This is a genomic window from Nocardia miyunensis NBRC 108239 (assembly GCF_001613065.1).
GTDB lineage: Bacteria > Actinomycetota > Actinomycetes > Mycobacteriales > Mycobacteriaceae > Nocardia > Nocardia miyunensis.
Map to the genome: position 1 here is coordinate 50,160 of NZ_BDBQ01000091.1, position 22,053 is coordinate 72,212.

Below are 22,053 nucleotides of genomic sequence, written 5' to 3' on the forward strand. Positions count from 1 at the left end.
CCTTATCCTTTGAAGACCAACATGGGACTCAAACCCCAGATGGCCACTGTCATTGCAAAGTTCAACACCACGATCGCCACCAGGCTGGCGCGGATCGCCCGCCCCGACGCCGCACCCACACCGGCCGGCCCGCCGCTGGCGAAGTATCCGTAGTAGCAATGGATCAGGGTCACGATCACGCAGAAGACCAGCACCTTGGCCAGCGATGCCCCCAGATCCGGCAGCGTCAGCATCTGCGTGAAGTAGTGGTCGTAGGTGCCCGCAGCCTGATTGTCGAAGACCTTCACGATGAACCCGCAAGTGAAGAAACTGACCACCAGTGCCATCAGATACCCGGGCAGCACGATCAACATCCCACCGATCACCCGGGTACCCACCACGAACGGAATCGCCTGCAAGCCCATCGATTCGGTCGCATCGATCTCCTCCGAGATCCGCATCGCACCGATCTCCGCGGTCATGCGGCATCCCGCCTGCGCGGCGAATCCGATACCGGTGATGATCGGCGCGATCACCCGGAGATTGCCGAACGACCCGACGATTCCGGTCAACGCACCGAATCCCAGCAGATTGAACGCCATGAACGCCTCGATCGCCACCACCGCGCCGACCGCCACCCCCAGGAACAGCATCAGGCTCACCACACCGCCGTCGACGATCAGCGACCCACTCCCCCAGGCCATCCCGTTCATCGTCTTCCACGTCGCGGACCGGTAATGCTTGACCGTCTTCGGCAACAGGATCAGCGTCTTGCCGGTGAACACCCCGACCTGACCGATCTCACCGAGCATGTCGGAAAGCCGGCGCCCGGCCGACCGGACCGGCCGCATCAGCACCGAGGAGAACGGCGCCGGAACGTATTTCGAAGCAGGAGTGGTCATCATCACGCCAATCGGTCCGGGAAGAACATCGTCTGCAACTGGGTGATCAGCAGGTTCATCACGAAGATGCAGAACACACTCAGCACCACCGACGCATTCACCGCATTCGCCACGCCCTTCGGGCCGCCCTTGGCCTCCAGGCCGCGCAGACTCGCGATCAACACCACGATCACCGCGAACACCAACGCCTTCAACACCGAGAACGCCAAATCCGTGGTCGTGGCAAACGCGCCGAACGAAGCCCAGAAGCTTCCCGGCACAACATGATTCACATTCGCCGAAATAATCAGGCCAGCGAACACACCGGCCGCCACGATGATGATGCACAGAATGGGTGCGATCGCGACCATCGCCAACAAGCGCGGCATCACCAACCGCTCCACCGGATCCACACCCATCACTCGCATGGCGTCGATCTCCTCACGGATCGAGCGCGCACCCAGGTCCGAGGCGATCGCCGACGCGGCCGCACCACTCATCAGCAGGCCCGCGGCCATCGGCGCGCCCTGACCGACCACACCCAGACCCGACGCCGCGCCCGCCAGTGAGTTGGCGCCGACCTGGTTCATGATGCCGCCGACCTCGACCGCGACCTCCGCACCGACCGGGATCGCCATCAACAGCGCCGGCAGTGAGGTCACCTTCAACAACGTCCACATCTGATCCACAACCTCGCCCATCGGCAGGCGCATGCGGACCAGATCCACGAACGTGTACCGCAACACCTCCACGGTGAGCTCGGCCGTGCGGCCGATTGTCGCCAGTGAGCGGGCCGGCCGCTCCTTCAGTTGCGTCCCCACCCGCGACAGGACCGAGGTCCCCCGCAACTGCGGTTCGGGCGCGGAGCCCGGCTGCTGCGGCTGCGTGAGCGGAGGCCGTACTGTGGTGGTCATCGGGCGCCGCCCTTCGCCGTATTGCAAGTGGCAACGTGCCACCGCGACGACGCCCGGGAGATGCCCGGGCGCGTCGTCCGGCAGAGCGGCGACTTCGATTTTGCAATCTCGTTTTCCATGATTACTCCTGCCATGCAAAGGCATTCGGTATCGGTTAATGCGCCGACCGATACAGGCATACGGGTGCCGGATATGAGAGGACGCGTGTTATTCGATGGCTATCATCAATTCACCTGCTCACCCGAGAATCTCGAGACGAGGGTGGAACAACTCGACGTGCCCGCGAAACGATTACGAACTTCGAACACAAAATCCAAGTTCAACACCACTTGTCGCGAAAGCTATCGGTCGAAAGTATTCAATTTGCGTTAAATAATCACCGGCCGCACGCAAGGGAGGCGCGGCGTACCGATCGAGCGCACCCTCCAGCACCGGCGTATCACCAGTGGTCGGCGGCGGATCGGCCGCTATCGGCTCGGTAATATCAGTCATGATCCGTACCTCAGATTCGAACTGCCTGCGGTGAGCCCGAAGGCTCGTCACCGGAGTGGGCCGGCTCGTCGAGCTCTGCAAGACTGTCGATGATCGCGGTCTGGGCACTGAGTGGCAGCGAACGCATCATTGCGCGGACCCGCTCTTGGCGACGGGCGACCGCCTGCCGAATGGGCATTCCAGGGGTTGGCCGCAGCTGCGGGATGATCCCCTCGACATGGTCGACGCCACCGTGGTGGTGGCCGGCGTCGACCATCGCTTGCTCGTGTATCATCTGGGCCTCGTCCTTTTCTTCGGACATCCCGATCGGCCCGATCATGGTGCCGTTGAGGAATTGCTTGACGACTGGTTCGTCACTGGTCAACAGCACTTCACGCGGTCCGAACATGACAAGTTCCCGTCGAAACAGCATGCCGATGTTGTCGGGAACCGTTCGCGCCAGATTGATGTTGTGCGAGACGATGAGCACCGTAGCGTCGATCTGGGCATTGATATCGATCAGCAGTTGGCTGATGTAGGTCGTGCGGACCGGGTCAAGTCCGGAGTCCGGCTCATCGACCAGCAATATCTGCGGGTCCAGGACCAGCGCCCGCGCCAGGCCGGCCCGCTTGCGCATGCCACCCGAGATCTCGCCCGGAAGTTTGAGCTCGGCTCCGAGGAGACCGACGAGCTCGAGCTTCTCCATCACGACCCGGCGGATCTCGGACTCGGACTTCTTGGTGTGCTCACGCAGCGGGAACGCAGTGTTGTCGAACAGATTCATCGAACCGAACAGCGCACCGTCCTGGAACAACACACCGAAAAGCTTGCGGACCTCATAGAGCTCTGCACTCGTGCACCGCACGATGTCGGTCCCGCCGATGAGGATCGAGCCTCGCTCGGGAGTCAACAGACCTATCAGCGACTTCAAGAACACCGACTTGCCCGTGCCGGACGGGCCCAGCAGGACGCTCACCTCTCCCGGCGGCAATGTCAGCGTTACGTCCGCCCAAATAGTCTGCGAACCAAATGATTTGGTCAATCCTTCGACCACGATCTCGAGCCCTGCCATCGCCCTCACTACCTATGCGTTTCAGTACCATGCCACCCGTTGACGGCTCGTCGGCTCTGGCCGAAGACCCTCATAGGTGACTCCATATCGATCTAGAAGTGATGAGATTTTTCGATCCGGCGATGCAGGGACCGCGGGTTCCGCAACACCTGCCGGGTGTGACGCATTCGGACTCCCATGCATTGTGTGCGCTGAGTCACAGGGATCTAAACTAACACAGATTTTATGGCTCGGCTAGGGGTAGCCTTGTCGTCGTTGGGTCCTGCTGACCGCTGGACGCCGAGCCGGATTCGAGCACGAGACATGAGCTCGGCCAGCCCTGCGGCGCAGGACCCCACGAAACATCCACCCCTCTCGGAGCGCGCGACACAACTCCGAGGTAGGCGTAATAAGAGCAGTTCAATCCGCATTATTCCGCCGGCTCACCCGAAGGAGAACACGATGATCATCGACCTGGTCGACCCGATCCAGCACCTGGTCGCGGCGATCGCATGGCTGTTGATCCGAGGCCAGCTCCCACCGGCCTGACACGTGCCGGGGCCTGAATTCAGTGTCGAATTTAGATATGAAAACTACATCTATCGACCAGCGTCCTACCCTACCCGGCCTGCGGTTTATCCGACCCACCCGCAGCATCGGCGCGGTGCAGGAGGCAACGCCCCCCGTAGCGATCGACGACCACGTGTGCCGACACGCGGTGCCTCGCGGCCGCCGGGCCCGGAACTAGCAGCGGCCAGTCCCTGACGGCTGGAGACATGCCCCGTCAGGCCGTCTCGAATCTAATCCAACTTTTTCTGTCGATCGGCCGGCTGCCAGCGGACACATGCTGATGCCAGCGCTATGACGGCCGGTATGCTGGTCTCATCCGGCGTAGATTCGAACGCCGTCGAGAGCAACTGCGATAGACAGGATTCGAGGGATCTGTGGCCCAGAAGCGAGCCAGGACCGGCAAGAAGGGCGTCGCTACCCGCGCACGCATTCTCGACTCCGCCGCGCACGTGTTTCGCGCCAAGGGGTATGCGGGAACTCGCTTGTCCGACGTCGCCGCGGCCGCCGACACTCAGGCGGGCAGCCTTTACTACCACTTTCCATCGCGTGAGGAACTTGTGGAAGAGGTGCTGCGCGTAGGCCAGGAGCGCACTAGCGGCTTCGTCCGCCGCCGAGTGGCCGCCCTGCCCGAGGATGCGTCGGATCTCGACCGTCTGCGCGAGGCGATCGACGCACACCTCGCCTCTGTCTTGGAGATGGGCGACTACACGGCGGCAACCATCAGGATCCTTGGGCAAGTCCCGGAGGATATCCGCACACGGCGGCTGCACGAGCAGCGAGAATACGGGACCTTCTGGCGGACGCTGGTCAACAATGCGTACGGTTCCGGGAGCATCCGCGCCGACCTGGACAACTCGACATTACGCATGCTGATCCTCGGAGCGATGAACTCCTCGCCGGACTGGTTCAGACCCCGCCGGGACGGGTTGTCCACCGCCGAATTCAAGATCCAGTTCGAGTCACTGTTCATGGAAGGGTTGGCGACAAGCCACAGCAGTTCCCGTTCGCTCGATCGCGAGCTCGCTGCGGTGGCAGCAGCGGAGCAGACGGTAGCCGAACGCGCGCTCACCGGCGACAAGATGCCGGAGGGCGCCCAGCGAATCTTGGACGCCGCGGCGAAGGAGTTCCGCGAGAATGGCTATGCCGGAACGAGGCTCGCCGATGTAGCCGCTACTGCGGGAATTCAGACCGGTAGCATGTACTACTACTTCAAGTCGCGCGAACATCTGGTCGTCGAACTCTTGCAGCTCGCATGGAAACGAACCGACGATCTCGCCCGCGAAAGCCTCAACTCGCTTCCGGCGAATGCCACCGCCCTGGATCGATTCTCCACCGCGCTGACCGCCCATTTGCTGTCGGTACTGCGAAACAGCCTGTTCACCTCTGCGCTGGTGCGGATCCTCGGCCAGATCCCTGAAGGGGTCCGAGAGCAGACCATAAATCAGCAGCGCGCCTACCTGAGTTATTGGCGAGAGTTGCTGCAGGACGCCATCACTTCCGGCGAAATCCGGGACGATCTGGATCTCTCCGCGGTCGTAATGGTGCTGACGGGCACCCTGAACTGGGCGGTCGAGTGGTACCACCCGGAGGGCAAGCTGACCCCGGAGGAATTGGCGGATCAGTTCACGATGCTGATCTTGGACGGAATGGTCAAGGCCAGCGGTTGACATTCGCTCCTTGCCGCCGATCGAGTATACCTCGACTTGCTGTCCATACTTGTCGGGTATAGAACGCAGTGCAGGATCTCGATACGAAGGTCAGAGAATGTCTCGTGCATTGCTGGCCGTGGCCCCGGCGTGTCCGCGCACTGTTCATCGACGCCGCTGGCGGGCAACACCCACAGCGTCGACGCTCTTGTGCGAATAGAAGTCCAGTACCGAGATCTACTTGTCGACCGTTCGGCGGCTCATGCTGCCGATGCACGGGTCCGCGCTGGCGCGAACCCGGACGTACAAGTGTGTCCGTTCGGTCACTCCGAGGGGGGCGCCACCGAGGCCGTAGCACGTTCGATGACGAAGTCCGCCGGATCCGGATCGTGGGTCATCAACCAATAGTCGACAACGCGGTAGGGCGAATTCGTCACAACCCGTCCCTGGGAGTTGCGGTAATACGTCGACATTCCCGGATGAGACCACACCATGTGGGCGTGCGCGGCATCGACCTCACGCACCCAGCGGTCGTGCGGTTCGGGTCGGCATTCGACCGCCCCCAGACCCTCGCGAACCATGCGCTCTATGACTTCGATGATGTACCGACCCTGCGACTCGCCGATGAAGAAGTAAGAACCCCCGGCACCCGAATTCGTGTTCGGCCCATACATGAAGAAGAGGTTGGGGAAACCGGGCACCGTGATGCCCAGGTAGGCGGTGGCGTCGTCATCGCCCCATATGTCGCGCAGCGACTTGCCGCCACGACCGAATACCTCCATCGGCTGCAGGTAGCGAGACGTTTCGAAGCCGGTCGACAGCACCACGACGTCCGCATCGACTTCCCTTCCGGCACTGCTGATCACGCCGGTCTCGGTGATACGGCTGACGCCGGCGGTAATCAGCTCGACGTGGTCCTTCTTGAGCGCGGCGAACCAGCCGTTGTCGAGCAGCATTCGCTTGCCGAACGGCGGGTACTTCGGAAGGCACTTCTCGATCAAATCCGGACGATCCGCGAGCTGTTCGGTCAGGTAGCGGGTGAAGTATCGGCGGTGGCCGTCGTTGACCGCGTTGAGCGCGCGGTCGGGATGTTCCCACTCGGGGTCGATCTGCAACGTCGCGTGGACTCGGTCATTGAAGACCCAGGCCAGGCGGAACCGGTACCACGCATGGTAATTGGGCACGTGCTCCATCAACCAGTGCACGTCCTCGGGCACCGGAGCGAAATACTCCTCGCTTGGGCCGATCCATTGCGGCGAGCGCTGGAATACGGTCAGTTGCCCGACCTTGTCCGCGATCGCGGGAACCACCTGCATCGCGCTCGCCCCGGTGCCGACGACCACGACCTTCTTTCCAGTCAGGTCTAGACCGTCCGGCCACTCCGCGGTGTGAAATATCGGTCCCTGGAAGGTGTCGATGCCTGGAATGTCCGGCAATTTCGGCTTATTGAAGAGCCCGACCGCACTGATCACGGCGTTGGCGGAATACGCGCGCACTGTCCCGTCGTGATCGCGTGCGGTGACCGTCCATCGCTGCGCGGTCTCGTCGTACGCCGCGGATTCCACCTCGGTGCCGAACACGATGTCGCGTCGCAGATCGAAGTGGTCCGCCGCATCCGCGAGATAGCCTGCCATCTCATCGCGCTTGCCGAAATGCGTCGACCAGTTCCGCTGGAAGAAGGAGAACGAATACAGGTAGCTCGGGGTATCCACCCCTGCACCCGGATAGGTATTGGTGAGCCACACACCGCCGACCTCCGGATTGCGCTCGAGGATCACGAATGGTACGTCGAGTTCACGTAGTCGTACCGCGGCGATCATTCCGGAGATTCCCGCTCCGACGATCAAGACCGAGAAATCTCCCGCCTGCACAGGCCGGGGCTTGGGCGCGGGCACGAAGCCCATCTCTTCCCGCATCACCCGCTCGTATTCGGCCGGAATTTCCTCGCCCATGCAGATGGTCAGCATCTCGCGGAGCAGCTCCGGGCTCGGGTTGGGCATCGCTGCCGGCACCCCCCGAGACCAGGCCACCACCGCCGACACCGCGCAGGACCGAATCTCCTCGGCTATCTCTGGCGCGAACCCACCCGCATCGTTGGGCCCCAGCCCACGCGACCTGGCCGGGCGGTAGGGATCTTCGAGCCACCGCTCATCCCCGGTCAGCTGAAACAGCACCATCGTGAGCGACGGCAAGTTGGCCGCTTGTACCGCTTCCTTCAGACGCGCTTCGTCGATCGGGTACTCCGGATTGGTCATCGACGGCACGTTCTCTCCTAGAGGTCGTATGAGCCGGAAACATTCGTCCATTCTAAATTATGTTAGATATTATTGTCGACAGGCGCTCGAATGGCAACACATACAGAGCTTTCTGATGCGTATCTAGCTGGTGTTATAGGTCACACGATGTTAATAACCGAAGCTAAGCAGACATAGATTTTTTTTCTTGCTCACAACCGCATCCGCTGCAGTACCTCGGCCGCTGGGTGCCACTGCGGGACGTGGATAGCCGAACGCTCGGCACCGACATTCCGGAGCCGAGCGGTCTTGGGCCGATCACCTCTTGGGCGTCCGCCCGAGGCGACGACGCCAATCGTGGGCACCGAGAAACCGGACCATCTTCGCCTGAAGCTCGCTCTTCTTCGGCACATACGGGTACCAGTGAGGTTCCGAGCTCAGATGAATCCGCTCCGTGACCACCGACTGCTGCCGGCAGAACTTGAGCATCCCGGGCGCGCCCCCGGAGCGACTTCCTACCCCGGACTCTTTCCAGCCGCTCATCGGTATCGTCAGTTGAAACGTGCTCATCATGACGTTGTTCACATTCACCGCGCCGGCCTCAATCTGGCGTGCGATGCGATCCGCGCGCGCGCGACTTCTGCTCCACACACTCGCGCTCAACCCGTAGCGGGAGTCGTTGGCGAGCCGCACAGCCTCTTGTTCGGAGTCGACCTTCATGATCGGCACGGTGGGGCCAAAGGTCTCGTCACGCATGCACAGCATCGAGTGATCGACGTCGACCAGGACCGTCGGTTCGAAGAATTGCCCGTCTTCGGCGCGCTTTCCGCCGGTGAGAACCCGGGCGCCTTTCGCGACCGCGTCGTTGACATGCTTCTCGACGATGTCCAGCTGCGCGGGGGTGCACATCGCTCCGATATCTGTGGTGAAACTTCCGTCCGGATCCATCCCCTGCCGCAGATTCTTGACCTTGTCGGTCACTTTCGCCACGAACTCGTCGTAGACCGGCGCCTCGACGTACACCCGCTCCACCGAGATACAGATCTGGCCCGAATTCCACATGCCGCCCCATGCGGCCGCGCTCGACGCACGATCGATGTCGGCATCGGACAGTACGACCATCGGGTCCTTGCCGCCAAGTTCGAGGCTGCATGGAATCAGCCGCTCGCCGGCGCGCGCCGCGATCTTGCGCCCGGTGCGCGTCGATCCGGTGAACATGATCATGTCGACCTCATCCACGACCGCGGCGCCCGCCTCGGGCCCGCCCGTGACGTTTGCCAGCACCGGCGGCGCACCGATGTCCTCGAGCCATCCTCTGGATGCCTCGGCCCAGGTGAGCGGGGTGACCTCGGAGGGTTTGAACAATACCGCGGCACCGGCCATCAAGGCCGCGACACCGTCGAGCATCGGACCGCCGAGCGGGCCGTTCCACGGCGTGATCATGCCGACCAGCTGATGCGGCCGGGCGAATACTCGCAACTTCTTCGTCAGTCCGCTGGCCCCCCAACTCGGAACCTTGCGGTCGGCGAGAAACTCCGCGGCATGGCCGCTGTAGTAGTTGATCAGGTCGACCGCCATGGAGACCTCGAGCGCGGCATCGCCCCAGGACTTACCGGATTCCTCCTGCATGATCCCGACCAGGTTGGCCTCGTTGTCGAGGATCCAGTCGAGAAAGTTCCGCATGTGCTTCGCGCGACCTTCGGGACCGAGCGCCTCCCATGCGGGCTGCGCGGCACGCAGCTGTTTCGCCGCGGCCTGTACTCCGGCCGCCCCAAGATCGGGAACCCGCCCGACGATCCTGCCATCGGCGGGACAGCGAACCTCGATGACGCCGCCGCTTGCCTGGAGCACGCCACTGCCGTCGGCTTGCTCCGTGGTTCCTGCTGTCATTTTCCGAGTTCCTCTCTGAACGCGGGCAACTTGCCGAACGCGAGTACCGTCTCGGGCCGGGAATCGAGCCCCAACGGGCAATCTCAACTCTCAATGCCCTCAAAATCTGAACTGATTTAGATGCTATCGCCTGCTCTGACCCCCGGCAACACCGTCCGCCGACAGCCACCCTCGAACGTCGGATCGACGAGCGGGCCGAAGGCCCGACCATGGGACACTCCGGCCCTGCAGCAGGGACGCGATGCGGCCCGCCGCAGGGTCGTCTACCGCCCCGGCAAGGGACGGCGCCAAAAGACCGCAAGCTGAACTGACGCCGCGGCCAACCCGAGACCTGCCGCAAGCGCGGCTCGCCTGACGCCAGATCCCCGCCCCTTACCCCGCACGAGCCCGTCGACGCTCCACCGTCCACTCCCCAGCGCACTGATCACGACGGATGCAGTCGCCAGGTTGAGCACATACTCATAGCCCTCCGAGGTGATGAAGAAGCCGTTGGCGGCGTGCACAGTTCGCGCCGCGACCGCCATCGTGGCCACGACCGCCGAAGCGGCCAGCGGCGTGCCCGCGCCGGCGATCATGGCGACGCCCGCTCCCACCTCTACCACCGCGCTCGCACGAGCCTGTGTCCGCGGCTGCGCGAAGCCGATCGATTCGAACCAGCCCGCGGTGCCCGCGAGGGACCTGCCGTGCTTCACGCCGTGGGCGATCATCGTTGTCCCGACGACCGTACGCAGCATGACCCGCGCCAATTCGGTACCGTCCATTGTCGGCAGTCCTTCCTTTCATCCAACGCGAGGCAAGAACCGGGCCGCACGGTTGGCGCGCACGCTGCACGGATCGGCGAGTTCTCTACTCGGCACAAGTACACGGACGGCGGGAACATGCCCTGCGCCGCAACCACCATCTCGCGAAGTCCGGCTTCCAACGAACTTCTAGTACCTAAACTGAACCAGAATTTGATAGTATCCTTCGGGCTTGCCCCTGACAAGCAAGGCAACTGACGGCCTATCTAAAACAGGGCGGGTCACCGCTGACCAGCCACAACCACGGAGGCTAGAGACGTGAGCAACAGCATCGCCGAGTCGACCACCATCAAGGCTACCGCCGAAAAAGTCAAGTCAACGATCCTCGATGTCGAGGCATACCCCACCTGGCAGAAAGAGATGCTGAAGGTGGAAATCGTCGACAAGGATGCCCTGGGACGACCCGCGACAGTCAAGTTCGACATCTCCGCGATGGGCCAGAAGGCCAGCTATACGCTCGTTTACAGCTACCCCGACGAGACCACCATCAAGACGCACCTGACCGAGGGCGACACGATTGTCAGACAAGATCAGACCTACGGCATCACGACGGGTGCGGCCGGCGTCGAACTCAACTACCAACTGGACATGGCAGTCAAGTGGTCCGTGCCGGATTTCATGCTGAAGGCAATCATCAACAAGGGCATCAAGGGTACTTTGACGGGCATCAAGACACGCTCGGAGAGTTGATCGTCGGTCCGAATCGCAGATACCGGGACGTCGGCGACGATGACGTCAGGGCCAGTTCACGAAGCGTTAGTGACCCGTCGCCGACGACGTCGATGACGGCGAGGTTGGTGATGCGGTCGACCAGTGCCGACGCCGGATCCAGCAGATCATCCATGGCCACCGTGGCCGCAAGGACGCCCTGCTCTACCAGGCACGGCGGACCCTGCAAACCAGCGCCGACCTACGACCCGAACACATACGCGGCTCCACCCTCGGCTTCTGCAACCTCACCAACCACATCGCTATGTCCCTGCTCGAGACTGGCGGCTTCAGGCCGCGACTACACCACCCCGGTCTGTGAAGAGCGGACGAGAACATCCTCGTTCAGGCGATCGGCGGTGCTGAGCAGACCGTCCCTGATGGCCGTGCGGATGAGGTCGTGCACACGGCGGGGAGAGGTCTGCGAGTCCGCGTGCGCGTTGTTCATGCGAAACAGTGCGGCCGCCTTGTCGGTCATCGCCGCGACACCGTTCGATCGACGTCGGGGCCGAGCATTTCCGGATCCGCACTCATGTTCAGCTCCTACCGTGCGCAATGACCACTTCACCGCCACAAGGCCGACCCGCGGCCATATCTTACGGTGTCCTTGAAAGACTCGCCGATGACTGTTTCACCTGTGTTTCCATCCACACTGTCGAACCGAGGGCCGCCACCGCGTCGACATGCGCTACCCCGGTCGGCATCCCCACGTCGCTGGTCACCACCGCCCTCGGCGCGCTCCGCGAGTCAGCGCGAAGACGGCGGCCAGCGAACGCACCGGGAATATCGACGCCATTTCCCGTCGATGGACGGATGTTAAGGTGGCGCAATACCATCGGTATCGGATTGTAACTTTCACTGCCGATCGGAATTATGAAGTGCGTCACATTCGACCATTTCTGGTCTATTCACGGCACTCGCCGAAACCTATTCGTCCTCGCTGCCCGACATGACCCTTACTCATACCGAATTCGATTCGTCGCCGCAGACGCGCTGGTGTTGAAGGTCAGCGAGAACGGCCGCGTGGTCAACGTCCACGCCCTGGTCGCGACCGGCGTCAACGCTGATGGCTACCGCGAGATCCTCGGTATCCAGGTCACCTCCGGTGAGGACGGTGCGGGCTGGCTGGCGTTCTTCCGTGACCTGGTCGCGCGCGGCTTGTCCGGGGTCAGCCTGGTCACCTCCGACGCCCACGCCGGGCTCGTCGCCGCGATCGGGGCGACGCTGCCCGGCGCGGCCCGGCAGCGCTGCCGAACCCATTACACGGTGAATCTGATGTCGATCACCCCGAAATCGTCGTGGCCGTGGGTCCGGACCCAGCTGGACTCGGTGTTCGACCAAGCCGACACCGAATCGGTTGCCGCCCAATATGATCGGATGCTCGACGCACTGACCGAGAAGCTGCCAAAGGTCGCCGCCCACCTCGACGCGGCCCGCGCGGACCTGTGTTCCTTCACCGCGTTCCCCAAACAGCTCTGGCGCCAGATCTGGTCCAACAACCCCCAGGAACGGTTGAACAAGGAAATCCGCAGGCGCACAGACGTTGTCGGGATCTTCCCCGACCGGCAAGCCATCATACGCCTCGTCGGCGCGGTCCTGGCCGAACAACACGACGAATGGATCGAGGGCCGCCGCTACCTCGGCCTTGACGTGCTGGCACGCTCCCACGGCCTCACCGACCCCATCAACGAACAGGAGGACCCCACCCCCGCACTGACCGCCTGACCCAACAGGATCACGCGGCAATCACCCCGATACACCACCCGTCTGGACTTGACCGACCCTGGATCAGTACGGACACCTCTTCGACAATGATCTTGCAGACATGGCCGACCGGATGGGGACCGCGATACGCCAGGCCGCAGGATGTGGGCAAAATGTGGGCACGGAGCGAGTCCAGGCATAAAAAGGGCCCCTCACCTGCAGTGCAGGCGAAGGCCTCAGTGGAGCTGCCAGGAAACGAGCCCGGACGTACAGATCCGCAGGTACAAGCATCGTTCGACTCGATCGGTCATAAAAAAAGGAAACCCGCAGGTTGTTGACCTGCGGGTTTCCATCAAGTGGAGCTGCCGGGAATCGAACCGGTTTCGGCCCCTGGCCAGGGGGCCGAAACGGAGTTCTACCTGCGAAAACACATCACTAGAGTTCACTCCGGATCAGCCGCTATCAGGCGCGATTGTGGTCAAAATGTGGTCACGACCGAGGGGCTCGTTCATATCGATGCCGAGTGGTGGACGTCGCGGATGGCAGATGGACAACGGGGATGTCCCGGCCTGAAGCCCCGACCGTAGCCGTCTACATGCCGATCCACCGGGCGAAGGTGGCAGCGCGGCGACACTGCCTCGCAGGCGCGGACGGCAAGTCCGGCGTCGAGGTCGCGCTGAAGAGGTCGTAGGACCGATAACGTCACATGCATGTGCTGGGTCGTGGACATACCCTCGGCGTGTCGCTGAGAGCGACACGCCGAGGGATTTTCTACAAGAATTCACAGCAGCAACTCTTCGGCTGCCGGCGCCAGCGGCGACCGGGATGATGATTCGCGGGCAGCCTCGTCCCCCGACCACCTGGACGTAGACACCGCCTGCCGTCACCTCACTGCAGCTTGCAACGTCGATATCAACGGTGACCACCCCATCGATGTCTGCCTGCGCCACGACCTTGGGATCGGTGGGCACAAACCACAACACGACAGGTGGTCGAACTCGGTCACGATCGCGGGGTCGGGCCGGGTCAAGGTTCCATCGAACCGGGGGAACATCACCACCGAATTGTGCGGAAGGGGAACTCAGCCGACCGGGAGTTTCACCACCGGATCGGGGCCCTGGTCGGTGATGTAGATGTTGCCCGCCGTGTCGACGGCCACACCCTGGGGATTCTTCAGGCCGGTGAACGGCAGCGGGGTCGGCGTCGATGCACCCGCCGCCACCCTCACCACCCATTGATTACCCCAGTCGACGACGTACAAGTCTCCCGCTTTGTCGACCGCCATACCCTGGGGATCCTTGAGGCCGGTGACCGGCAACGTGGTCGACCCCGACGCGCCCGCCGCCAACCTCACGACCCGATCGGTACTCAATTCGGTGACGTATACGTTGCCCGCACCATCGACCGCCACCCCCTGGGGATCTTGGAGTCCCGTGAACGGCAGCGTCGTCGGCGCCGACGCACCCGCCGCCAACCTCACCACCCGATCATTACCCCGGTCGCCGACGTACACGTCTCCCGCCGGGTCGACCGCCACACCCTGGGGATCCCTGAGACCGGTGAACGGCAGCGGGGTCGCCGTCGATGCACCCACCCCCAATTTCACCACCCGATTGTTACTCGTGTCGGTGACGTAAATGTTGCCCGCCGCGTCGACCGCCACACCCTGGGGATTATTCAGCCCGGTGAACGGCAGCAGGGTCGGGGTCGACGCGCCCGCCGCCAACTTCACCACCCGATCGTTACCCATGTCGGTGACGTATACGTTGCCCGCCGCGTCGACAGCCACATCGGTGGGCAAGCTGACGCCTGTGAACGGCAGCGGAGTCTGTGCCGAGTAGCCCGAGGTGATAGGTCGGGGCGAGCTGCCACCGCCGCCCGATTCCCGTTGCGCACCGATGACGACAGCTACGACGGCCACCACCGTAACCGCGACCGCGGCGGCGAGCATCCCGGCAGTCTTGGGCGACAATCTGATTCGCCGCCCACGGCGCTCAGTCGTGCCCCCGGTGGTGTTGCCCGCGGAATCGCCCACCGCGGCGTCGGCCGCCGCGGCCAGCTCGCGCACGGTCTGGTAACGAGCGTCGGGGTTTTTGGCCATCCCCTTGGCGATGACCGCGTCGAACGCAGTCGGTACACCGGGTGTAGTGGTGCTGGGACGCGGTGGCGGGGTGTGCAGGTGATGAGCGATCACACCCTGCACCCCCGCTGCACTCGTAAACGGTGCTCGGCCGGTCAGGCACTCGTACAGCACGCACGTCAACGCGTAGACGTCCACTCGGGCATCGGCCTTGACCTCCGCGCTGATCTCCTCCGGCGCCATGTAAGCGAGGGTGCCGATGGTCTCGCCGACCGTAGTCAACGTACGGTCGTCGGTGGCGTGGGCGATCCCGAAGTCGATCAGGGAGGCGAACTCATCGGCCCCTAGCAGGATGTTGGAGGGTTTGACATCGCGATGGACCAGCCCGGCGTCGTGGGCCGCCTGCAGCGCGCCGGCCACCTGGGCGATGATCGTCACTGCCCGCCGCGGCGACAAGGGCCCTTCTCGCGTGATCACCGCACGCAGGTCGGTGCCCTCGATCAAGCGCATATTCAGATAGAGCCGGCCGTCGATGTCGCCGAAGTCGTGGATGGGGATCACATGCGGCTCGGTCAACTGCGCCACCGCCCGGCACTCCCGGCGGAACCGCTCGCGCAGCTGCTCGTCCTCGGCGAAGCGCTCAGGCAGCACCTTCAGCGCCACCACCCGGTTGGTCAGCGAATCATGCGCCCGCCACACCTGGCCCATCCCACCCTGACCCAGCAGCGACAACAGCCGATAGCGCCCGAACGCCTCCGCTGAGGTCGTGTCCCCGCCACCAACTGACGTGTCATCCATTGCGTCGTCCCGTGACCACCCGACTGGCGAACGGTGTACATGCTTGCATTGCCATCCCCGCCCTAGCTGGTACCCCACCCTAGTTGATTTAGCCAGGCCAGACAGCCGAGAGTCGGTGCTATCCACCAACAAACCTGTCGCGAGTCAAGCGTACCTCTTTGCTCGTGATTCAACCGTGTGGCACCGGTGTAGCCAGTGTCTGCCAGCCGGACGACCACGTCACGGACCTGCGCGGCGGTTACCGCGGTGGCGCACACAACGGCCGCTCGACCAGTGACGGATTCGACCGTCTCGGCACCACACCGGGTCCGGGCGCGCCGCTCGGAGCCTTCGCGCCCGGCTATTTCGACACCGTGCCGGCTGGATGCAGCGGATAGCGAGTGGCAGCCCGCCGATCTCCCCCTCATTGCCCGCGGCGCCGTGCGGGCAAAGGGTTTGTCCGACTGCCCTCCCTGCCCGAACTGGTCAGGGGACGAGTACTCGATGCTTCCTGGTGAGCCCTGTGATCTGCGGCGTCCAGGACTCGCGTGAGCCGAGCAGCCGAACGCAGCACTAATCGAGGGTGGTCTTCGGTTCGCGGGCGACGGCGGCCATCAAGGCGGTATGTGCGCTGTCGTGGCTCGTGGTCGAGGCGATGACGTGCAGCACGATCATGCTGCTGTTGCCGTAGACGTACATGGTGTTGCCGAGTTCGAATGGGTAGGCCTCGAGTTGTATCGCGTGGTTGCCGACCGTCAGCCGCCGGGGGACACGTGACCAGCTTGTCCGGTCGTAGATAACGCGCTGGATGGGGCCCAATCGAACCGTCAACACCGCCAACAGGTCCGGTAGTTCGGCGGTGAGTTTGCCGGATCGGGGCCACCATGCGCCGTCGAGGTATCCCTTGATGTCGGCTTTCGGCTTCAAACGCAACCGAGGTGTGTAGTCGGGCGGAACACGATGTCGGGCGGAACGGCGATGAATCTGTAGTAGCGCCATGTGGGTGCTCCTCTTCGGCGGCGAAATCGAATCGTGCGGCAATGTCGACCGGGTGCCAGGTCGATTGTGGTGTCCGGCCAGGTTCCCGCAATCAGGCCAGCCGATCCGACCACATCAATCGCGGCGACCCCCCTCGGATCTTTGCTAACTCGAGTAGACGCCTCATGGGCCTGTATGTCAACACTGTAGGTCTACACATATGCCGACAAACCGCTCCCGAGAAACGGGCTCCCGCGATGGCCGAATCGCCGATCAACCGCTGGTTATGTCGGTCTGATACCGGTGGTTCCGATCGCGCGGGCGACGATCGCAGGCACAGTCCGGTGAGGCGGGACGTGGCGCCGGCCGCGGCGCTCGAAATCGTCGATCGTGACGGGGGTCGACGCGTTGTCTGACGAAGTCTGGCCGAGGCGGTGGGGCGGGATCCGATGGTGATCTATCGGCATGTGCCGAACAAGGCGGCGGTACTCAACGGTGTGGCCGAGGTGGCGTTGGCGCAGTCGTCGGTCGATTCGGACCGGAGGCGAATTCGACCGGCACGCTCGGCGATTTTCGCCGATCGTGATCTCAGCGGGTGTCGGCGCGCCTTCGGAATCCCAACGTTGCTCTGCGGCATCCGCTTCGATGTCGCTGTGGCGGTGTCATGGTCGGTGCTCCCGTCTCGGCTGCGGGGCGGTCGGGGTGAGGGTGGCGGTGAGGCCGGTGAGGCCGGTGAGCAGGATCTCGAGGCCGCGTTCGAACTCGGTTCCCCCGTCGTAGGCGGCCAGGACGGGGGCGAGGCCGCGCAGCAGCGGGAATTCCCCGAGTGGTAGGCGTTGTAGCCCGAGTCGTAGCGGGTCGGTGGTCTCCTCGGGCCGTGCGACGATCTCCTGCAGTTCGGTGAGAACGTGGCCGTAGAGGAATCCGAACAGGGCGCGGTAGATGTGCAGGGCCTCGGTGTCGCTGAAGTCTGCCCGGGTGAGCAGTTCCAGGATGTGTTCCAGTGGTCGCAAGGTGGGCAGCGGCCGCAGTCCGAGCGGGGTGGCGAGCGTGTGAGTGACCAGCAGCGGAACCACGTTCGGGTGGGCGACGGCCAGCCGGCGGAACTCACGCGCGATGACGCGCAACTGATGGCGCCAATCGGGGTCGCTGCTGTTCACAGTCAGTTGACCGAGGACGATCTCGGTGACGCCGTCGAGGAGTGCATCCTTATTGGCGGCGTGCCGATAGAGCGCCATCGGGTCGCGGCCGAGCGCCTCGCCGAGGCGCCGCATCGACAGCTGGTCGACACTGCCGCGGTCGATGATCTCGAGCGCGGCGGCCAGTATCACGGCGCGGGTAAGCGGGCTGTTGCGGGCATGTTCGCCGTCGGCGTGATCCGTAGGTTGGTCCGGGTCGCCGGGTCCGGCCCTCGTGTCGTTCATCGCATTCAGCACCCCTTCCTCTAGGGTTCGATACTACGTCAACAGCGTAACTCTACGCCGTAGACGCAAAGCGTGGCGCAGCCTAGGCTGGAGTAGTCAACACGATCACGCACCCGGTCCAGGCAGCCAAAAAGGGCCTGGAGACATTCTCGGGCGGTGGCGATATCCGCGGTCGGCCGAGTGACGCGGGCACAAGGGCCGCGGCTCCTTCGATCGAGTCGAGCAGATGCAGAGGGGCGTGTTCAAGCGCTCGCCCTTCCCTCGATACAAGCCATCGTCGCCCGAACACGCTCACCGGGTCTCCGCTCACCGGCACAGCCCCACAGAAAGTCGAGGAAATCGACGATGGCAATCACGGAAGTCGCTGCTTACGCGCACCTGAGCGGGGCCGACATCGAGGCGCTCGGGCGCGAGCTCGACGAGATCCGCCAGGATATCCAGGACCAACGCGGAACCCGAGACGCCACCTACATCCGCCGCACCATCACATTCCAACGAACTCTCGACGCTGCGGCCCGGCTGACGATCGCAATGAGCCATACCAGAATCGGATGGATTCTGGGGATTACCGGCTTGGCGGTGGCCAAGAGTGTCGAGAACATGGAGATCGGCCACAATGTGTCCCACGGTCAATGGGATTGGATGAATGATCCTGAAATCCATTCCAGTACCTGGGAGTGGGACATGGCGGGCCTGTCGGCGCAGTGGCGCTATTCGCACAACTATCGCCACCACGTGTACACGAACGTCCTCGGTATGGACGACGACGTCGGCTTCGGCGTGATGCGAGTGACCCGTGACCAACGCTGGCGACCGTACATGCTTCTGCAGCCGCTGCAGAACCTGGTGCTGGCGGCCACCTTCGAGTGGGGAATCGCCCTGCAGGGTCTCGACTCCGAATGCGCCCGCACCACGACCAGAGCAGAGAAGATCACGCTGACCAAGGCAATGATCAGGAAAATGATCCGGCAGGCCGGCAAAGATTATGTCCTGTTTCCGGCGCTGAGCGGCCCGCGCTGGCGCCGCACTCTGGCAGCGAACGTCTCAGCCAACCTGCTGCGCAACCTCTGGGCCTACCTGGTGATCTTCTGCGGTCACTTCCCCGACGGCGCGGAGAAATTCACCGCCACAGTGATCGAACGCGAAACCAAGCCCGAATGGTATCTGCGACAGATGCTTGCCACCGCGAACTTCGACGCCGGACCGGTGCTGCGCTTTCTCAGCGGAAACCTGTGTTATCAGATCGAACACCATCTGTTCCCCGACCTGCCCAGCAACCGCTACGCCGAAATCGCCGAACGAGTGCGGGCACTGTGCGACAAGTACGACCTGCCCTACACCAGCGGCCCGCTACTGCACCAATACCTGCTGACCCTGCGCACCATCCACAAACTGGCTCTGCCCGACCGCTTCCTGACCGCCACCTGCCACGACGCCCCCGAAACCGCCTCGGAACGAAAGTTCAACGGCCACAACACCATCCATCCCGATGAAACGGACCGGTCAGCCCAACAGCACGGGTTGCGCTCCGCGCTCCGCGCGGCCGCAGCGCAACGGCTATGATCAATATATCGGCGACATATCGCATACGACTATTTCAAGGTTGTATCGTCGTTCGATTCGAGTAATCCGGCCGATTCGCGGCCCAGACCAGCCGAAATCATGAACTACCCGGGCTTGGACTACCGACCCTCATACACCTTCGTACCCGTAGACCTACAGTGTTGACATAGGGGTCTGCTCAGAGTGTACTGAGAGGATCAACAGATCCGAGGGATCGTCATGATCGTCATCGTCGGGCTCGTCATCCTCATCGTCGCCGTTCTCATCGGCGTCGCCGGCGTATTCGCCAACGGCGGCAGCGAACACGCATTGACCGACAACTTCGCGGTATTCGGCTATCATGTGACCGGATCCACCGGCGTGCTGTTCCTCTACGGCATCGTCGTCGGCGGCATCGGAATCGCCGGGCTGAGCCTGTTACTGGCCGGCGCCCGCCGCACATCCCGCCGCGGACGCGCCGCCCGCCGTGAACTCGAAGCCACCCGCCGGGATGCCCCCACCTACTACACCCACACCGGCACCACCGACGTCGCACCCGATACACCCGCCACCAGCGCCGGACAGGGAACCGACAACCAGCCCGCACACCGCCCACACAGGCTGGGCAAGCTGTTCGGACGGACCCCGGCCGCTCGCTGACGCGGAGGTCTGGGCATGCCGACGTCCCGGCTGCCGACTCCGGTCGACCTCGGCGCGCGGAGCGGACCACAGATTTCGACGACCATGCGGCTCGGCCGTTCAGTCGGCGACCCTGAACACCTCACGGGCGCGGATGGGGAAATCTATGCCGGTTTGGCGACTACGCGAGTTTCGTGACGATGATCTGGATCAGGGAATCCAGATCTGGGAGCAGAGCCATGTGCCTACCGCTGACGCGCCGGTGTTCGCGCTGGCGGAGGTGATGGCGGCCGCGCGAGCTGGAGAGCCTGCGGTGGTTGCCGAGGTCGGCGGCGAAATCGTCGGGATGGCGGTCGCCCGGATCCATGGCGAGCGGGCCTGGGTCCTGCTGGTAGCGCTGGCGGCGCGGTGGCGGCGGCGCGGTATCGGCAGCGCACTGCTTGCCGAACTGGAGCGGCGGCTGCGGTCGAACGGCGTGCGACGGATCTGCACGCTCGTCCCCGAGGGCGCCACCGGATCAGTGGCGTTCGAGAACTCCGGATACCTGCGCCGGGCGGGCCTGGTCTACTACGAGCTGCTGGAACCGTTGGCCCCCGCGCAGTCGGGCCTGCTGACCGAACTGGGCGGGCGGCTGCTTGCATCGGGACTGTGGCAGTCGATGGCCGGGATGGACCGGGAGAAGGAGATCATCGACCGCCGGGTCGTGTTGCCCTTGGCGAATCCGGATGTGGCCGAGCGCTATCGGGTATTGCCGCCCAAGAGCGTCATCCTGTTCGGGCCACCGGGGACCGGCAAAACCAGCTTCGCGAAAGCGGTCGCGTCCCGACTCGGATGGCCGTTTGTCGAGTTGTTTCCCTCCCGGTTGGCCGCCGTGGCCACGGGTGGACTCGCGGCCTCGTTGCGCGAGGTATTCGCCGACCTGGCCGAACTCGACGAACTACTGCTGTTCATAGATGAGGTGGAAGAAATCGCAGGCGCGCGTTCGGGCACGGCGACAAGCCCCGCGCACGGAGTCACCAACGAGCTGCTCAAACTGATACCGACGTTCCGCGAGAACTACAGTCGCCTGCTGATCTGCGCCACGAACTCGGTCCGCTCGTTGGACTCGGCATTCCTGCGCCCTGGTCGATTCGACTACGTGATCCCGATCGGCCCACCGGACACGCCGGCACGGAAAGCGATCTGGCGACGATATCTAGGACTCGCGGCCGAAACCATCGACCTCGACCGTTTAGTCTGTGCCACAGCGCAATTCACTCCGGCCGATATCGAATACGCAGCCCGTGCAGGTGCGCAGTCCGCGTTCGAACGCGCAATGCGCGACAGCACCGACGCCCCCGCGACCACCGAGGACTTCCTGACCGCGGTCGCCAATACCCGCCCGACCCTGACACCGGAAATTCTGACCGCGTTCGAGCAGGACCAGCGGGACTATACCCGACTGTGAAACAGGCGTGGCGACCATTCGACACCGTGTACTCAGGACTGCCTCGGCACCAACCTGCGACAGCTTTTCGCAGGTCAACGAACTTTACCGGATCGGCCCGAAACGATCGACATCAAGAAACTCCCCGGCAGTGCGACTGTCGGCGCCAACAGCTCAGCCTGTGGGGTAGTGCGTCCGGCAGCGCTGCCACGACACGCCGGGCAATGTCGCACCGATCGCGGCCACCAGCAAGGCGTGTGCGTCGGAAGCGGTGTCGGTGGCCGACGACGGAAGCCGGTTCTGGGTGATGGTGTTCCAAGACATCACCGACCGGTTGCG

Annotated in this window: 18 protein-coding genes and 3 pseudogenes; 8 read left to right on the forward strand and 13 right to left on the reverse strand. The window is 63.5% G+C overall.

Annotated features, from left to right (window positions below; translation table 11 throughout):
• Nucleotides 1-2 precede the first annotated feature (2 nt).
• The 4 genes from NM2_RS36280 to NM2_RS36290 all read right to left on the reverse strand — a co-directional run bounded on the left by NM2_RS36280 (nucleotide 3) and on the right by NM2_RS36290 (nucleotide 3,317).
• On the reverse strand, nucleotides 3-830 hold the full coding sequence (locus NM2_RS36280; RefSeq protein ID WP_067678870.1) for an MlaE family ABC transporter permease: 828 nt from the start codon (nucleotides 828-830) through the stop codon (nucleotides 3-5).
• A gap of 53 nt (nucleotides 831-883) precedes the next feature.
• Nucleotides 884-1,774, reverse strand: coding sequence for an MlaE family ABC transporter permease (locus tag NM2_RS36285; protein WP_084531927.1), 891 nt, complete (start codon nucleotides 1,772-1,774; stop codon nucleotides 884-886).
• 291 nt (nucleotides 1,775-2,065) lie between these two features.
• Nucleotides 2,066-2,266: a hypothetical protein gene (locus NM2_RS49640; protein WP_157121556.1), complete on the reverse strand. Its 201-nt coding sequence runs from the start codon at nucleotides 2,264-2,266 to the stop codon at nucleotides 2,066-2,068.
• 10 nt (nucleotides 2,267-2,276) lie between these two features.
• Nucleotides 2,277-3,317, reverse strand: a complete 1,041-nt coding sequence (locus tag NM2_RS36290; protein WP_067678806.1) for an ABC transporter ATP-binding protein — start codon at nucleotides 3,315-3,317, stop codon at nucleotides 2,277-2,279.
• A gap of 923 nt (nucleotides 3,318-4,240) precedes the next feature.
• Here NM2_RS36290 and NM2_RS36295 point away from each other — a divergent pair.
• On the forward strand, nucleotides 4,241-5,533 hold the full coding sequence (locus NM2_RS36295) for a TetR-type transcription factor C-terminal domain-containing protein (RefSeq protein WP_067678809.1): 1,293 nt from the start codon (nucleotides 4,241-4,243) through the stop codon (nucleotides 5,531-5,533).
• Nucleotides 5,534-5,835: 302 nt separating this feature from the next.
• On the opposite strand, the gene NM2_RS36300 is transcribed toward NM2_RS36295, so the two are convergent.
• From NM2_RS36300 to NM2_RS36310, 3 genes are all read right to left on the reverse strand, one after another.
• A complete protein-coding gene (locus NM2_RS36300) occupies nucleotides 5,836-7,767 on the reverse strand; it encodes a flavin-containing monooxygenase (RefSeq protein WP_067678812.1) in 1,932 nt (643 codons plus the stop codon).
• A 297-nt stretch (nucleotides 7,768-8,064) separates the two neighbouring features.
• A complete protein-coding gene (locus NM2_RS36305; RefSeq protein ID WP_084531928.1) occupies nucleotides 8,065-9,636 on the reverse strand; it encodes an aldehyde dehydrogenase family protein in 1,572 nt (523 codons plus the stop codon).
• A gap of 263 nt (nucleotides 9,637-9,899) precedes the next feature.
• Nucleotides 9,900-10,397, reverse strand: coding sequence for a DoxX family protein (locus NM2_RS36310; protein WP_067678814.1), 498 nt, complete (start codon nucleotides 10,395-10,397; stop codon nucleotides 9,900-9,902).
• A 297-nt stretch (nucleotides 10,398-10,694) separates the two neighbouring features.
• Here NM2_RS36310 and NM2_RS36315 point away from each other — a divergent pair, with 297 nt between their 5' ends.
• The gene (locus NM2_RS36315) at nucleotides 10,695-11,126 is read left to right on the forward strand and encodes an SRPBCC family protein (protein WP_067678817.1); all 432 of its coding nucleotides are present in this window, start codon (nucleotides 10,695-10,697) and stop codon (nucleotides 11,124-11,126) included.
• Here the strand turns inward: NM2_RS36315 and NM2_RS52090 are convergent.
• Nucleotides 11,104-11,334: a hypothetical protein gene (locus NM2_RS52090; protein WP_067678823.1), complete on the reverse strand. Its 231-nt coding sequence runs from the start codon at nucleotides 11,332-11,334 to the stop codon at nucleotides 11,104-11,106. The genes NM2_RS36315 and NM2_RS52090 overlap by 23 nt on opposite strands.
• Here NM2_RS52090 and NM2_RS48165 point away from each other — a divergent pair.
• Nucleotides 11,233-11,466, forward strand: a pseudogene (locus NM2_RS48165) (hypothetical protein); the annotation flags it as partial. The gene NM2_RS52090 and the pseudogene NM2_RS48165 sit on opposite strands and share 102 nt — an antisense overlap.
• On the opposite strand, the gene NM2_RS49650 reads toward NM2_RS48165, so the two are convergent.
• Nucleotides 11,446-11,622: a hypothetical protein gene (locus NM2_RS49650; protein ID WP_157121558.1), complete on the reverse strand. Its 177-nt coding sequence runs from the start codon at nucleotides 11,620-11,622 to the stop codon at nucleotides 11,446-11,448. The pseudogene NM2_RS48165 and the gene NM2_RS49650 overlap by 21 nt on opposite strands.
• A gap of 497 nt (nucleotides 11,623-12,119) precedes the next feature.
• Here NM2_RS49650 and NM2_RS36325 point away from each other — a divergent pair.
• Nucleotides 12,120-12,869, forward strand: a pseudogene (locus NM2_RS36325) (IS256 family transposase); the annotation flags it as partial.
• A 1,060-nt stretch (nucleotides 12,870-13,929) separates the two neighbouring features.
• Here NM2_RS36325 and NM2_RS36330 read toward each other — a convergent pair.
• Nucleotides 13,930-15,726, reverse strand: a complete 1,797-nt coding sequence (locus NM2_RS36330; RefSeq protein WP_067678829.1) for a serine/threonine-protein kinase PknD — start codon at nucleotides 15,724-15,726, stop codon at nucleotides 13,930-13,932.
• A gap of 164 nt (nucleotides 15,727-15,890) precedes the next feature.
• On the opposite strand from NM2_RS36330, the gene NM2_RS36335 reads away from it, so the two are divergent.
• A complete protein-coding gene (locus NM2_RS36335; RefSeq protein ID WP_067678832.1) occupies nucleotides 15,891-16,103 on the forward strand; it encodes a hypothetical protein in 213 nt (70 codons plus the stop codon).
• Nucleotides 16,104-16,278: 175 nt separating this feature from the next.
• On the opposite strand, the gene NM2_RS36340 is transcribed toward NM2_RS36335, so the two are convergent.
• Both NM2_RS36340 and NM2_RS36350 read right to left on the reverse strand, forming a co-directional pair.
• Nucleotides 16,279-16,638 carry a DUF5994 family protein gene (locus NM2_RS36340; RefSeq protein ID WP_157121560.1) on the reverse strand — a complete coding sequence of 120 codons (360 nt, stop codon included), beginning with the start codon at nucleotides 16,636-16,638 and terminating at the stop codon, nucleotides 16,279-16,281.
• 707 nt (nucleotides 16,639-17,345) lie between these two features.
• Nucleotides 17,346-18,107, reverse strand: a complete 762-nt coding sequence (locus NM2_RS36350) for a TetR/AcrR family transcriptional regulator (RefSeq protein WP_067678875.1) — start codon at nucleotides 18,105-18,107, stop codon at nucleotides 17,346-17,348.
• A gap of 345 nt (nucleotides 18,108-18,452) precedes the next feature.
• Between NM2_RS36350 and NM2_RS36355 the strand changes: the two genes are divergently transcribed.
• The 3 genes from NM2_RS36355 (at nucleotide 18,453) to NM2_RS36365 (ending at nucleotide 21,735) form a co-directional block, all read left to right on the forward strand.
• Complete coding sequence (locus NM2_RS36355) at nucleotides 18,453-19,670, forward strand: fatty acid desaturase family protein (protein WP_067678842.1); 1,218 nt, start codon at nucleotides 18,453-18,455, stop codon at nucleotides 19,668-19,670.
• A gap of 219 nt (nucleotides 19,671-19,889) precedes the next feature.
• Nucleotides 19,890-20,309 (forward strand): hypothetical protein, encoded by a 420-nt coding sequence (locus tag NM2_RS36360; protein WP_245718374.1) that lies wholly within the window; start codon nucleotides 19,890-19,892, stop codon nucleotides 20,307-20,309.
• Nucleotides 20,310-20,454: 145 nt separating this feature from the next.
• Nucleotides 20,455-21,735 carry a GNAT family N-acetyltransferase gene (locus tag NM2_RS36365; RefSeq protein WP_067678878.1) on the forward strand — a complete coding sequence of 427 codons (1,281 nt, stop codon included), beginning with the start codon at nucleotides 20,455-20,457 and terminating at the stop codon, nucleotides 21,733-21,735.
• Nucleotides 21,736-21,894: 159 nt separating this feature from the next.
• Here NM2_RS36365 and NM2_RS49655 read toward each other — a convergent pair.
• Nucleotides 21,895-21,981 (reverse strand): annotated as a pseudogene (locus NM2_RS49655) (transposase); the annotation flags it as partial.
• Between the last annotated feature and the right edge of the window lie 72 nt (nucleotides 21,982-22,053).